Genomic DNA, 13,503 nt, shown 5'->3' on the forward strand with positions numbered 1-13,503 from the left:
CAAGTTGAGGGATAATAACTAAATTCGAGCAGCTAATACCATTTTTATGTCTATCCGTATTGCACTTGCCGAAGACAATGAGCTGTTTCGGCGTGGGATGGTTTCCGTCCTTCGTAGGGTTTCGGATTTTGATCTGAACGTTGTTGCCGTCAATGGCAGGGCGCTGCTCGACGAGCTGGCCTTGCAGGAGGTGGATGTTGTTTTGCTGGATATCATGATGCCGGAGATGGATGGGATTGAGGCGGCATCGATAATTAGCAACGAGTACCCCCAGGTACGGATGCTGGCCATCACCATGTTCGATCAGGAGATGTACCTCCAGAAGATGCTGGAGGCCGGGGTTAGCGGATACGTGATCAAGGATATTGGCTCGGAGGAGCTCGAACGGGCGATACGGACGGTATTCGGGGGGAAGTGCTACTACTCGGAGGTGCTTCTGCCGCTATTCGGCAAGATGCTCACGCAGAAAGCGGGCAAAACCAAGCAGAACAAGCTCTCGAAGCGCGAGGAGGAGATTGTCAACCTAATTGCCAAGGGGTATTCGTCCGAGAAGATTGGGGAGGTGCTAAGCATCAGCGTAAAAACGGTATCCAACCATCGGAACAACATTTACTCGAAGCTGGACGTCCAGAATACGGCCGAGCTGATCTCCTACGCCTACAAGAATAGAATCCTTACCGTGGAGTAAGGCCCGGTGGTCGCCATCCGGCAGCAAGGGGTGCCCCTACTTCGGTAGCGGCGCCCCTTGCTGCTGGATGGAGGGGCCCTAAAATCCGAAAAGTTGGCCTCCTGCGGGCATTAACGGCCGCTGGCGATGGCATCAACGGGCAAAAATGCTAATTTTGGAATCCTTTAGCGATATAAACAATGAATGAAGTGATAGGCAAAACCAGCTACGTTTTACAATCTGTTGCAACCGGACATACGTTTGAGGATTCTGGTTGGATGCTCGACCCGCTGGGCGAGGAAAAGCCCAGCCTCGTGAGGGCCATTTACGAGGAGAAGCAGCTTAACGTAAAAGATGACGCCTGGGGCATCTACAAGTTTGCCGACTGGCTCCCCATTGGGCGGACGCTTGCCGGCTCGTCGGCCCCGGTAACCTACAAGAGCGAGCGGCTGGCCAAGGAGCTGGGCCTATCGAACCTATACGTAACCTTTACCGGATGGTGGCCCGAGCGCGGCGCCCACAACCGCACCTGCTCGTTTAAGGAGACGGAGGCCTACTCGGTTTGCGGGAGGCTGATGGACACCTCCCAGACGCTGGTGGTGGCCTCGGCGGGCAACACGGCCCGGGCCTTTGCCAAGGTGTGCTCCGACAACCGCATCCCGCTTATCCTTTGCGTGCCCGAGGACAACCTCGACGCGCTCTGGTTCGACGCCCCGCTCGACAGCTGCGTGCGGCTGATATGCCCCAAGGCGGGGGCCGACTACTTCGACGCCATCAACCTCTCGAACCTGGTGAGCCAGCTCGACGGCTACATCACCGAGGGAGGCGCTAAGAATATCGCCCGCCGCGACGGGATGGGCACCACCATGCTCTCGGCGGCCACCGCCATCGGGCGCATTCCCGACTACTACTTCCAGGCCGTAGGAAGCGGAACGGGCGCCATTGCCGCCTGGGAGGCCAACCTGCGCCTGATTGCCGACGGCCGCTTTGGCGCCGGCAAGGCCCAGCTGATGGTTTCGCAGAATGCCCCCTTCACCCCCATGGCCGACGCCTGGAGGGCCGACTCGCGCGCGCTTCTTCCTATGGATGATGATGACGCCCGCCACAAGGTGGAGGCCATCGTGGCCAAGGTGCTCTCCAACCGCAAGCCGCCCTACGCCGTGGCCGGGGGGCTGTTCGACGCGATGAAGGATGCCGGTGGCGACTTCCTGGTGGCCACCAACGAGGAGGCCTTCGCCGCCGCCGAGCTCTTCGAGCAGCTCGAGGGGATCGACATCCACCTGGCCCCCGCCGTAGCGGTGGCAACGCTCATCAGCGAAGCCAAGGCGGGCAGGATCGACAAGGACGCCACCATCATGCTCAACATCACCGGCGGGGGCGAGAAGCGCTACAAGCGCGAGCACCAGCTCTTCTACCTAAAGCCTTCGGCCGTGTTTGGCTACAACCCAACGCTCGACGAGGTAAAGCAGGCGCTTGCCCGGTAGGCAGCGCTTGCAGATCAGCATAGAGGGGGGAGGTGCCAGAGGCATCTCCCCCCTGTTTTTTTGCCAGCGCTTCAAGTTTTAGGCCGATGATGCCGGCATGCCGCCCAGCCGCCAACCGTACCCATGGAAATATGCATGCATATAACGCCTGCTTCAGCCCGCTTCATCTTTGTATGTATGCATATAAGAAAGTTTTTGATGATGACGGTGCTTGTATGTATGCATATAACGACCGCTTCGGGCTGTTTCGCCTTTGTATGTATACATATAAAGATGATTTTGCCGACGAGTGCTTTTATATGTATGCATATAAAAAAGTTTTCGATGATGATGGTGCTTGTATGTACGCATACAACGCCTGCTCTGGACCGTTTTATCTTTATATGTATGCATACAAGGAAGATTTTACTGGCGAATGCCTTTATATGTATGCATAAAGCTTCTGCAGGGGGCTGCAGTACCTTTTCGTTCATGCATGGAGGAAGGTGGCTGGTGCTGCGCGGCAAGCGATGGGCGCATGCTGGGGCAGCGTGGGGGCGTGGGGAAAAAACAAAGGCGAGTACTGTTTCGTCAACAATCTCGCCCTTTAGTATGTAAGGTTAACATAAAAACTAAAAAAACTCATTCATAAGACCCACTAAAAAACTTCTCTTTTTGGGGCTTGCCGGTTCGTCAAGAAGCAGCAAGCGTTCAACAACCAGGTAGCATCTGTAACGATACCATTTCTGTGAGGACTACGCTGCCGCGCTCGGCGGCTCGCTCATCCTTTTCTGAGGGTAATACACCTAACTTTTGCTTTACCCTACCAGATTTTTAAAAAAAATGCTCCCGACGTACACCACATACCATCGGGAGCTTTAGGGTAATTTGAATGCTGGTTCAAATTATGGGCACAGCTATCGCAGCTCGCCAAGTACCTTCTTGAGGTTCGTCTCGCTTAGCATGGCCTCGTTGCGGGCCTCAATATTTTCGGAGATGGCGCTCTGCCAGAGGGCTTGCGCCTCAAGCACGTCCGATGCCGAGAGGATGCCCTCCTTGAAGCCATCGTTGGCCACCTTTAGGTTCTCCTCCGCGCGGTCGATGCTCTTCTTGGTCATGGCTACGCGGCGGTTGGACTCGTTCACCTTAAACATGGCCTGCCTCACCTGTAGCGTAATCTTTTCCTTGGCCTCCTCGATGTTCAGGTCGGCCACCTTTTGCTCCACCCTGGCGGCACGTAGCGTCTGGTTGCGCTCGCCCCAGTGGAAGATGGGCACGTTTACCACAACGCCCACGTTCCAGTCGAACCCAAATTCGTTGGTAAAGCCCTTGTAGGGGTTGGGGTTCGAGGCCATGTAGTTTGCCGTAAGCACCACGTTGGGCATAAAGCGCGATTTCATGATGTTTACGTTCGATTGGGCTATTTTGGATGCCAGGTCGAGGGCTACTATTTCGTTGCGGTGGGCAAGGGCGCGGTCGGCGTAGCCGGTATCGCTTAGGCTGGTGAGCTGGGGCTTGGGCAGGTCGGATAGCTTAACATCCGATTCGAGCGGAATGCCGATCTCCTGGCAGAGGGCCATCTTGGATAGTTCGAGCCCGTCCTGAGCCTTTGTCAGGTTGAGCTCCACCTCGTTTACCTTTACCTTTACCTTCAGCAGGTCGTTGCGGGTGATCACCCCTTCCTTAAACATATCCTCCACGTCGCTATTGAGGCGGGTAACCAGGTTGGTGTAGTCTTGCGCCAGCTTTACCTTTTCCTGAAGCGATACCACTCGCCAGTAGGCCTCGTCAACGTAGTAGAGAACCTCGGTATCGTCGAGCTTCTTCTTTGTTTCGGCAATATTCTTGGCGTAGCCGGCCATCTTGTTTAGCTCCCGCACCTTACCCCCTAGGTACACGGGTTGCAGAAGGGTTACCGCTCCGAGGTAGTAGTTTTTGTTCTCCACCTTGGTCTGATCGGCTGGGAGGTAGGCGTAGTTCTTCCAGTCCAGCTTCTCGGGGTTGGTCTTGGGGTTAAAGAAGTTCCCGTCTTTGTCTTTGGGGAGGTAGGCAGGCTTCCCATCGGCTCCGGTAGTCATTCCCCACTGGTTGTTTAGCGAGTTGGAGGTTAGCTTACCAGTTGTAGGGCTTGGCAGGTCGAAGCCAAAGCTGCCATTATCCATTCTAGTTCCCACGGGCAGCAGCTTATCCTCGCTGAGGAGCTGGAATGCGTTGTTGGTTCGCAGGTACGATCCGGTAAAGCTGATGTTGGGCAGGTACTGCGTCCTAGCGGCTTTGCTAAGGGCATCGGCAGCCTCTACCTTTGCCCCCGATATTTGCGCCTTTTTGTTGTGCTCCAATGCCATCTTGCGGCATTGCTCTAAGGTTAGTGGTGTGGCTGGTGTCTGCGCCGTAGCAGCCCAGCTGCTTACTGCAAGTACCCAAAAGACTGCGGTCTTCCTCATAGTTGTACCTCTATTTTGATCGTATTCCGTTAAAAATTATCGCAAGTAAATCGTCAATGCGCTTGTCGATGTTCGTTTGGCTCTCGTTGCTCGTAAACAGCGGAATCTCGAGCCCCTTAAGCACGGTGAAAAGGGCCAGCGATGCTAGCTCCACATCCTTGATGCGAAACTCACCGGCCTCCATCCCCTGCCCCAGAATCATCTTGATGTGCCCAACCTCCTTTTCGTCGTACTTCCGGCGCAGCTTATCGGTAAGCGAGGGGTTTATTAGCACCCCATTGCTGATTAGGCTGAAGTAGTTGGCCAGCTGAAAAATGAGCGACATGCGCCTTTTGGCGTACTCCTCCATCTTTTGGCAGGCAGGTGCATCGGAGGTGTGTATCTGCTCAAACCTGCTGCGAAGCTGGTCGACCTCGTTGTCGATAACCGCCTCAAACAGCTCCTCCTTATTCCTGAAGTAGTAGTAAACGAAGCTCTTCACCTTGCCTATCGACTGGCCGATGGATTCGAGCGTTGCCTTCTTGTAGCCGTATTTTGCAAATACATCCGTTGCAGCTTTTATAATGATCTCCCTTTGGTCGTCTTTTGCCGCTGTTGCTACTTCTCTCATCTGATGATTTGAACAAAAATTTAAATCGTTCAAAAGTAGGGTAAATATTGATTCCTAGAATTCTAAATAAGCTTAAATGTTGGAGGTTTATCGAGAGGCTAAGCGCTTTGAGATGGCCTGTGGAAAGATGATAAATGGCATTGCGGCAAAAAGAAAGGCCTCCAAAGGGTTGATCCCTGGAGGCCTTGTTGTTTTATGTGATGCTATTTCCTTAATCCTGAGAAAAGAGCTTTCGCTGAAACAGTAGGATGTAAACTACGCCAATTGAGATTGAGGCATCGGCAAAGTTAAATACAGGGCGGAAGAAGATGAAATCCTCGCCACCCCAAACAGGAATCCAGCTGGGGAAGTGCCCCTCGACGAGCGGGAAGTAAAACATATCTACCACCCTACCGTGAAGGAAGCTGGCGTATCCGCCACCATCGGGGAGGAATTGGGCTACCTGTCCCCACGAGTCGTTGAAGATAAGTCCGTAGAAGGCGCTATCGAGAATATTGCCTAGTGCCCCAGCCATGATAAGCGCCAAGCCAACGATCGATCCGGTGGTTGCCTTACTGGTGCGGATAAGGTGGCGCATGTAGTACCCAATGGCCACTACCGCTGCAATACGGAAAAGGCTAAGGAGAATTTTGCCAAACTTACCCCAGAACTCTAGGCCAAATGCCATTCCGTAGTTTTCGGTAAAGTGGATGTACGACCAATTCCCGAAGATGGAGTACGAGTCGCCCAGCATCATGTGGGTCTTAATCCATATTTTAATAATTTGATCGACAATTAGGATGGCAACAACAATAAGGGCTGCCTTTTGGCCTAAGGTGAGCTTCATTAGCTGGTATCTTATAGTTTGAGGGGCAAAGATATAATTCATTCTCTGAATATGAAACCTGTAGCGGTTACATCTGCTGACTAGCATGAAAAAAGAGAGCGTGGAACTTCTCCATATTTTGAATGAACGCTACAGCTTTACTCCTTTGCTTTTACAACCCATTCTCTCTTGGTTGTGGATAAGACTCAGAACAACAGCGCAAGAATCCACATCCTTATTTCTCATTATGACTTTGAGTAGAGAACTGTGTGAGCGGATTGTGCGGAACAATGCGCGTAGAAGCAGCAAAAAACACAGGGCTGGTTTCTAGTTATCAATATATTCGTATGTTTTAATAGGTGTAATATCTCTTACAAAAATTACGGCATTTGGAATTCCAGCTTCTTCTATTGGAATGAACTGCCCAATGCGGCTGGTATTGCCCAATATACGAATATATTTTACCGAAGACGGAATGCTCGCTGTTGTAAAATCGATATAGCATTCGGGGCTCTTGTATTGGTATAGGTAATTTTCTAGGCTACCTTTTTCTGGTTTTTCTATTTTGTAATTGTAAGGATTGCCATTACTGTTCATTGAAACACCAATCCCAGAACCACCGCAAAGGGCAATTGTGCGATAGGCACTACCGAACTCTTTGGACAAATGGTAGCCCAAGGGCGTTCTTACTGCTACCCAAGGCGCTGTATTCTTTTTTGTTGTAGCATGACACCAATGGGCATAAATGGCTACCTGTTTTCCCCTACTGAATCGTTCTATAAGCAGCTTTGCATTTGCAAACATCTTGTAATCTCGATCGTCTAGATCAGTTCCAAGATTATAAATGTTCCTAGAGGTACTTACTAGGTAGGAAGACCAAAAGCTAGAACAATTGTTGATATTGATCCTATTTAAAGCGGTTATTATCGCTTTTTGGGGATTTAAAGTATCGAATATGGATGTTTTTTGACAGGAGTTAATCTTTGCTTTTAGCGTTGTAAGGCAGGTGTCAGGGAAACTATTGAAAATATTTTGTAATAGTTCTTTGTCTGGCATGTCAAGATCAATACCAGCAATGGTAATACTGCTATCTATATTCTTGGAGTTATAGTAGCGAATAGAATCAAGAAAGCCATTTTTTGATAGTAAGAGGTGACTTGTATGATAATCTGCATGTTTAGCGATATATGTTTGCCGATCATATTCGTTCTTATCTATAGTGCCATTAACGTAAAGATTGGCAAGGTAACATTCTGCGGGAGACAACTCGAATAGTAGCAATTTGGTGTTGCCAGATTTTACCATCGACCACATTGATGCTAGAATCTTTGCTATAAGCTCGTTAGTGTAATGTATAGTCTCACCAAATGCTACAATTTTGGTGCTGCTATGAGCTGCAAAAGTGGTATTTAGTAGAGGATTATTTGCCGCTTGATTCTCCTCCTGTACGGTATTGGGTATAGAAACAGGTTCGGAAAGATATTCCTTCCCATCGATTTTTACGCTAGGTTTTGTTAACCAAACGAAGGAGTTATAATTTTCCGCCTCAAATCGGAGAAGCAGATCGGTAGTTTTTGGAGGAATTTTGTAGTTATGCGCTCTTTGCTGCCACCTGTTTTTAGTATCTTCTAATTTTAGCGTGTCGTCTAAGCTATTGTGGTTGCCGCTTATAATCATCCTATAGTTTTTGCATTGTATTGACCGATAGGAGAATTTGATGGCAAGGTTTTTGGCATCCGATGGCAATGGGATTCTGCAGTAGAATTCGATGAAACGAGGTTTGTCAGAATTGAAGGGAATAAAAAGGGTTGTATCCGCGTTACGATGGATTAAAGTTGTAAAATGGTTCTGTATAGACCACCTACTTAGAGGCGATTTTGCTGAAGGAAAGTCGAAGAATGATCTTTGCCTATTTGGATTGGCGCATAGTGATATATTTGGAAGTGTGGCAAGACAGCAAAGAAATGTTGCTAGGGCTATTCCATTTTTCATAGTAGGAGGAGGTGAAAGATTGTTGTGCTGTGCATTATAAAGAGGGGACGCAGCTGTTTATTTACGATAGCCACTTTGCCGATTTTTTTATGCACACTTTTGCCTTTTGAAAATACTATTGATTCGTGGCTGTATAAACCAAATACCCAGCGGAAAGATGAGCCAAAGAATAAAGAAGATGGCTTTATCATCCTCTTCGGGGGTATCATTCGACTCGATGGCTCTTACCAGTTTCTGAATAAATAGCGTGCAGTAAATATAAGCGTATATACCCGTAACGAGTGTAATAAATGCCGCATAGCCTTTGACGTTGTGGAGCCCCAATAGGGGCGCTGCATCTGCAGCTATAGCAACTGCAAGAGATAGCATGATGCACAGCTTAAATCGGGATATGCTCGGTCTTGTCTTCTTCGGGCTAATGGCATGCAGGTTGCAACCAACAACCCAGTACCATACGGTAACCATAGCATAGCAGGCCGTGTGAAGAAGCAAGGTTAGCAGCTTCACTCCAAGATTTTCGTTGACCGCTTGGAGGCTGTTGGAATAATGCGAGTACGAGTGGCTTGCAAGCGATATTTCAACCAAGAAGAGCAGCGCGGGCACTACAAAGGTTAGCGTAAAAACTTGCCAGTGCTTAATATGTAGGAACATTCTCATAGCTTATGTAGGATTTGATGGATTTCGTATGGTATAGGTTCTGCTTTATTTGGAGGTAGTAGCCGTTTTAAAAGTGACCATACAAAACAGCGTAAAGTTATTGGTTTGATTCGTCAAAAGAACTTTGTTATAGGTTTACCTGTAACCCTCTTTTTGCCGCTTCGAGGCTGTAGGGCGATACGGGCTTAACCTTTAGGAAGCCGGCAAGATCGAATGGCTGTGGAGCCTTCCTGATCTCTACGGCTTCTCGTACATTTGTTAGAGCGCTCTATTTAAGGAGGCTGGTGTTGCTTGAATTCTTTCATGGGATGTTACTGGCGTATCGTATAATTTTTTTATCCTGTCAATAAGATGTTCTCCCCTGAGGTTAATATCGATTATAGTTCCGTTGGGATCTACAAGGAATATACAGGGGATTCCCACGATGTGGAGGGCGCTTTTTATGCTTTTCCATCCATCTTTGGGAAAAATAAGATGGGTGTAGGCACCTGTAGCATCTTCTTGAATTGCTCTAAGCCACTTATCTCTATCTTCATCTATCGAAACGGCAACTACCCTAAGCTTCCCATTCGAGAGTTCAACAGCCTTTTTTATGATGGGCGTTTCGTTACGGCAGGGAGTGCACCAGCTAGCCCAAAAGTCGTACAGCTGGTATTCTCCATTGAATCGATTGTTTTTTACTAGTATTCCATTTGTGTCTTCTAACCTAAATATTGGCATCTTCTTATTTAGCATCTTGCCTCTAAGCGCATTGTCCTTTTGCTTTTCGACAAGGGTATTGTATCGTTCCGCAAGTATCTTCGAATCGGGGATTCTTTTTAGGGCGTTACGAATGATAATAATGCAGGAATCCTCACTGATTTCCCTACTTATTGTACCAATATAGTCTAGCATGTTAACTTCATTGGTAGTATGGGAGTAGGTTAAATCAATTTTGTGCAGCATGCGCTTAATGGAGGCAATGGAATCGGCAAGCTCCTTGCTGTTCCCCTTGCTGTTGGCAAGCATTTTCTCCAGTTGTGCTTTCTTATCGACTAGAGGGAACCTATTCTTCGCGTACCACAGCCTTTCTATTCCACACTTCGAACCTTCGATGCTTATATCGTTTATATCTAATCGATCGTTGCAGTTGGCGGTGAATATAAGCGAGTCGCCTGGCGAGATACTGTAGGTTAGAAAGCGGATATACTTTTTTGTTAGCTGAAAAGAGAATCTTGTCTGGCGAGAGATGTTGAGGTGAAACATAAACTTGCCGGTTAGCGAGTCGGTGACGGTGCTGTCGACAACGAAGCTTTTATTGTTGATGAAGGTATGAAGTAGCACCTTTTGTGGTGGACTATTCTTTAAAGTTCCTACTATAACAGTGCTATGCCCAGCACAAGGTGCTTTGGCGGAGACTAGTGAAAGGAGTAAAAGTAAAGGGAGTATTGTTCGCTTTTTCATAATAGTAACGTCTGCTTTTTATGGTATTAAAAAGCAGTAAAACCTTTAGTCTTGTTTTTGATTCTTGTTTCTGCCGCTTCGGCTGGTAGAATACGCCTCTTTTGTTACTTTGAAAACCACCGTATGCTTAGGGCGCTATTGATTCAATGTCTAAAAAAGGGTTCGAGGGGATTCTTTGTTGTTACATTCTTCCCCTTTAGAAAAGATTCCAAATCAAAATGAACGTCAGAAGGTCTGATCTCTACTGCTTCAAACACCTCGATATAACCCTTTTTACCATCCCTTCGTTCACGAAGCAGCTCATACTTTAAAGGGCAACCCGGATTTTCTTCGAGCTTACGGGGATAGTTTCCTGCTAACTTTAAATCAGAGGCAATCCACCAATTCTCTGTAATGGTTGTGCTATCGTCAACAAGCCTCTTTACAATGTATTTTTGGCAACGATGATTCAATATGGTTTGAAATTCATCAGTCGTCTCAACTTTTCTGGCTACACTCTGACTAGCTTTTGAGATTAGAATCGTATTACTCTCTCCTTTAAACTGCGTATAGTTGGTTGAATCATCTGTAATCATTTTCTCAAACTGAAAATGTGAGGGATCTGAGTCAAAAACATGCTCAATAAAAAATCCATTGCTACAGTACGTATACATAGCGCTGTCGAATAGCGGAAGTACAGGTTTACCTACAGCGTATATTTTGAACTTAATGCTTCCATGGAAGCTTCCTTGACCCCACGAAATGGTTACGGCCGTTGCTATGGCTACCGCAACTAGGATAAATTTCAAATGCTTCATGACTTCACTTCGTTATTGGTTTACCTGTAGCCCTCTTTTTGCCGTTTCGAGGCTGTAGGGCGATACGGGCTTGCCCTTTAGGAAGCCGGCAAGATCGAATGGCTGGGTTGTCTCCCTGATCTCTACGGCTTCTCGAACCTCTATGTAGGATTTGGCAGGGTCATCATTCTCCCTAAGCAGCTCGTACTTTAGCGGGCATCCCTTATTCTCCGCCAGCATTTGGCTGTAGCTACCTTTTAGAACCAGATCTTGTGCGATCCACCAGTAGGCGGTTAGGGTTACGCCATCTTTAATGGTTTGCTTAACCACGTACTTCTGGCAGCGGTGGTTTAGGATGGTTTGGTATTCGTTGGTTGCGGTTGCACGCCGAACCATGTTGTTGAGCCTCTCTTGCCGAGAAATCTGATTCTGCGATCCATTGTACTTTATGAAGTAGGCCGAGTCGGTTTCCACCGTGATTTCGGGGTAGGAGAAGTTGGCGCAGGAGCTGGTTCTGTGGTCGACAAAGGCTCCGTTGCTGTAGTACGAGTAGGTGATGGTGTCGAACGTGTATCCCGCGTGGGCTGGCTTGCTTGAGGATACCTTAAATTTGACGCTGCCGGTAAACGTTTTTTGTGCAGGCAACGCCGATGCGCCGAAGATGAGCAGCGCTGCTAGGGCAATATTCTTCATCTTGTATTGTTTTTGGTTGGTATGCGGTTATTCTACTAGCGTAGATTTGGCGGTTAGGTTGCAACGTAGCGGTACCTACAAGCTAAATCTAGCGGCGATGCCAATTTACCTAAAATTTACATTCGGCATTTGCTGGCATCTTTTCTTCATTTCGAAGTTTCGCGAGTAAACTTACGAGCTTAAAGGTGGCTGCTGGTATAGCTTTACGGTCAAATGCGGGTTAGTTTCAGGTCAACATTTTCGTTCACTCCGCTATTTCTGGAGTTTGCAGTTTTTTTGCTAAAAAGTATCCGAAATAGCTAACCATATTACAATGGCGGCGGTATCTACAATTTCTGTCGTTAGAACAGTCCCAAAAAAGTCCACGTATGTTCTGGAGAATCGAATATTTGAATCTAGACTTCGGCAGGGATAAAAAAGGCAGAAAAGGGGCAGCCCCAAAAGTATAGGGCAGCCCCTTTTATTAGCTACTGTTTACCTAACCCAGAAAGGAATTTCATAAAATCGCGATTGCTTGGACGAGGTGCATCCTTGCTTAGAATATCTCCATTCGAGCCAATAACAACGTACCTTGGAATCGCTTTTCCTACTAGCTCCTCTAGCTCTTTAATCAGCTCCTTGCTGGCCGATATGTGGTAGCCGGTAAGCCTGTCGTCTATAATCCGCTGCTGCCACATCGATTTCATCTTATCGTTGGTGTTTAATGAAATAAATACAGGGGTGTAGCCTAGCATCCGTAGCGCAAAGCTGGTTTGTGCGTGTTGCTTAAACTCCTGCACGCAGGGACTACACCAAGGAGCCCAAACATCGACGAATGCCTTACGCCCGTTTAGCCATGCTACGAGCTCCTTTAGCGTATTGGGTTGCGATGCCTTTTCGTTCTCGATAATAAGCTTTTCCTGCTCGGTTCTGCAGCTAATAAACGCCGATACCTTTTCGGGTACGACTATTCCCTCACGTTGTATGGCCTTCATCTCTTCGAGGTACTTAAGGTACTGACTTTGGGGGAACTTCTCCTGAAGTGTTACCAAGTAATCCTTTTCTAGCGGTAGCCCAGATTTTTGTTGGGTTAGGAGATTCATTCCTAAGGCATCTTCTACAAGATTATTAGGTAGCCTGTTTAATCCCTGTTCGATATACTTGGATGATGTGAGCACCTCGTTGGTTGCCGATGTGTCGGCTTTTAGCCCAACCTTTCGTATGTAAATAACTCTGTCTTTTATGTTATCATGAAACCATGCTGCTGCTCGATTGCTCTCTTGATAGGGATTGTACGATTTCTCGATGGCGTCTAGCGCCAGCTGGCATTCCTCCTTCGTATAGCAGAATTGTGGGTAATAGGCTTTTGGTTCTATATCCTGAGAAAAGATGTAGTTGTAGTAGTTGCAGTAAAGGTCGGCCATTGCAACCTGGTAGAAATTGTTGGATATTTCTCTGTTTTCGAGCATCTGGCGGTAGGTTTGAGCCTGCTTCTGTATGGTGTCGTTGCTTCTTGAGAGTACCTCTGCGATTGGTACTATGTGGTCTTTATGTTTTGCAACAATGTGAAAGAAGTCGTACTGATGCTTGCGGTAGTAGGCATGCCCTTTGGCGTTTGAGCCTCCGAAGCGGACGCTATCCTTATAGAAGCGTGCGGCTACCGAGTCGCCATCGGTAAGGATTAATCGGAAATTTTTCTCAATCAGCTTGCCCGTTAGGCCAACAAACCCAGCTTCGTTAACCTTAAAGCTGGCGGTTACCTGCTTGTTCTGGGTCATATACCGGTCTTTTCGCCCGGCATAGCTGGTGTTGTAGAGGCCGTTTATGGGGCGGTAGACGCGAACGTCGGTTTCCTGCTGTGCCTCCGGGAAGCTGATGCTTATCCGGGTTTGAGCTTTGGTGCCGAAGGCGCCGAAGGCCAGCAGGCCGATCAGCGCGATGAGGTGCTTGGTGTTTTTCATTAGGTGATATGTT

The 13,503-nt window shown here is 47.8% G+C and carries 12 protein-coding genes; 3 read left to right on the forward strand and 9 right to left on the reverse strand.

What is annotated here, in order from left to right; genetic code table 11:
- The first annotated feature begins 46 nt into the window (after window positions 1-46).
- From ACHZA1_RS10235 to ACHZA1_RS10245, 3 genes are all read left to right on the forward strand, one after another.
- Complete coding sequence (locus ACHZA1_RS10235) at window positions 47-688, forward strand: response regulator transcription factor (protein WP_320051785.1); 642 nt, start codon at window positions 47-49, stop codon at window positions 686-688.
- Window positions 689-867: 179 nt separating this feature from the next.
- Complete coding sequence (locus tag ACHZA1_RS10240; RefSeq protein WP_320051786.1) at window positions 868-2,151, forward strand: cysteate synthase; 1,284 nt, start codon at window positions 868-870, stop codon at window positions 2,149-2,151.
- 32 nt (window positions 2,152-2,183) lie between these two features.
- Window positions 2,184-2,588, forward strand: coding sequence for a hypothetical protein (locus tag ACHZA1_RS10245; RefSeq protein WP_320051788.1), 405 nt, complete (start codon window positions 2,184-2,186; stop codon window positions 2,586-2,588).
- A gap of 459 nt (window positions 2,589-3,047) precedes the next feature.
- On the opposite strand, the gene ACHZA1_RS10250 is transcribed toward ACHZA1_RS10245, so the two are convergent.
- The 9 genes from ACHZA1_RS10250 to ACHZA1_RS10290 form a co-directional block, all read right to left on the reverse strand.
- On the reverse strand, window positions 3,048-4,574 hold the full coding sequence (locus ACHZA1_RS10250) for a TolC family protein (protein WP_320051789.1): 1,527 nt from the start codon (window positions 4,572-4,574) through the stop codon (window positions 3,048-3,050).
- A 10-nt stretch (window positions 4,575-4,584) separates the two neighbouring features.
- Window positions 4,585-5,184, reverse strand: a complete 600-nt coding sequence (locus ACHZA1_RS10255) for a TetR/AcrR family transcriptional regulator (protein WP_320051790.1) — start codon at window positions 5,182-5,184, stop codon at window positions 4,585-4,587.
- Window positions 5,185-5,395: 211 nt separating this feature from the next.
- Entirely contained in the window at window positions 5,396-6,010 is a 615-nt protein-coding gene (locus ACHZA1_RS10260; RefSeq protein ID WP_320054906.1) for a lipoprotein signal peptidase, read from the reverse strand.
- Between the two features lie 306 nt (window positions 6,011-6,316).
- Window positions 6,317-7,666: an erythromycin esterase family protein gene (locus ACHZA1_RS10265; RefSeq protein WP_320051791.1), complete on the reverse strand. Its 1,350-nt coding sequence runs from the start codon at window positions 7,664-7,666 to the stop codon at window positions 6,317-6,319.
- 402 nt (window positions 7,667-8,068) lie between these two features.
- On the reverse strand, window positions 8,069-8,638 hold the full coding sequence (locus tag ACHZA1_RS10270) for a hypothetical protein (RefSeq protein WP_320051792.1): 570 nt from the start codon (window positions 8,636-8,638) through the stop codon (window positions 8,069-8,071).
- A 258-nt stretch (window positions 8,639-8,896) separates the two neighbouring features.
- Window positions 8,897-10,081, reverse strand: coding sequence for a TlpA disulfide reductase family protein (locus tag ACHZA1_RS10275; protein WP_320051793.1), 1,185 nt, complete (start codon window positions 10,079-10,081; stop codon window positions 8,897-8,899).
- Window positions 10,082-10,224: 143 nt separating this feature from the next.
- Window positions 10,225-10,878 (reverse strand): hypothetical protein, encoded by a 654-nt coding sequence (locus tag ACHZA1_RS10280; protein WP_320051794.1) that lies wholly within the window; start codon window positions 10,876-10,878, stop codon window positions 10,225-10,227.
- Window positions 10,879-10,890: 12 nt separating this feature from the next.
- Window positions 10,891-11,550, reverse strand: coding sequence for a hypothetical protein (locus ACHZA1_RS10285; protein WP_320051795.1), 660 nt, complete (start codon window positions 11,548-11,550; stop codon window positions 10,891-10,893).
- Window positions 11,551-12,017: 467 nt separating this feature from the next.
- Window positions 12,018-13,490 carry a redoxin family protein gene (locus ACHZA1_RS10290; protein WP_320051796.1) on the reverse strand — a complete coding sequence of 491 codons (1,473 nt, stop codon included), beginning with the start codon at window positions 13,488-13,490 and terminating at the stop codon, window positions 12,018-12,020.
- Window positions 13,491-13,503 lie beyond the last annotated feature (13 nt).

It is taken from the genome of uncultured Acetobacteroides sp. (genome assembly GCF_963667355.2).
In the GTDB taxonomy this organism is placed as follows: Bacteria; Bacteroidota; Bacteroidia; order Bacteroidales; family ZOR0009; genus Acetobacteroides.

Excerpts from the sequence above, each read along its gene's own strand:
- ACHZA1_RS10235 (WP_320051785.1), top strand. The coding sequence starts at position 47 with ATGTCTATCCGTATTGCACTTGCCGAAGACAATGAGCTGTTTCGGCGT.
- ACHZA1_RS10290 (WP_320051796.1), bottom strand. The coding sequence starts at position 13,490 with ATGAAAAACACCAAGCACCTCATCGCGCTGATCGGCCTGCTGGCCTTC.
- ACHZA1_RS10265 (WP_320051791.1), bottom strand. The coding sequence starts at position 7,666 with ATGATTATAAGCGGCAACCACAATAGCTTAGACGACACGCTAAAATTA.
- ACHZA1_RS10260 (WP_320054906.1), bottom strand. The coding sequence starts at position 6,010 with ATGAAGCTCACCTTAGGCCAAAAGGCAGCCCTTATTGTTGTTGCCATC.
- ACHZA1_RS10285 (WP_320051795.1), bottom strand. The coding sequence starts at position 11,550 with ATGAAGAATATTGCCCTAGCAGCGCTGCTCATCTTCGGCGCATCGGCG.
- ACHZA1_RS10240 (WP_320051786.1), top strand. The coding sequence starts at position 868 with ATGAATGAAGTGATAGGCAAAACCAGCTACGTTTTACAATCTGTTGCA.
- ACHZA1_RS10250 (WP_320051789.1), bottom strand. The coding sequence starts at position 4,574 with ATGAGGAAGACCGCAGTCTTTTGGGTACTTGCAGTAAGCAGCTGGGCT.
- ACHZA1_RS10255 (WP_320051790.1), bottom strand. The coding sequence starts at position 5,184 with ATGAGAGAAGTAGCAACAGCGGCAAAAGACGACCAAAGGGAGATCATT.
- ACHZA1_RS10275 (WP_320051793.1), bottom strand. The coding sequence starts at position 10,081 with ATGAAAAAGCGAACAATACTCCCTTTACTTTTACTCCTTTCACTAGTC.
- ACHZA1_RS10280 (WP_320051794.1), bottom strand. The coding sequence starts at position 10,878 with ATGAAGCATTTGAAATTTATCCTAGTTGCGGTAGCCATAGCAACGGCC.
- ACHZA1_RS10270 (WP_320051792.1), bottom strand. The coding sequence starts at position 8,638 with ATGAGAATGTTCCTACATATTAAGCACTGGCAAGTTTTTACGCTAACC.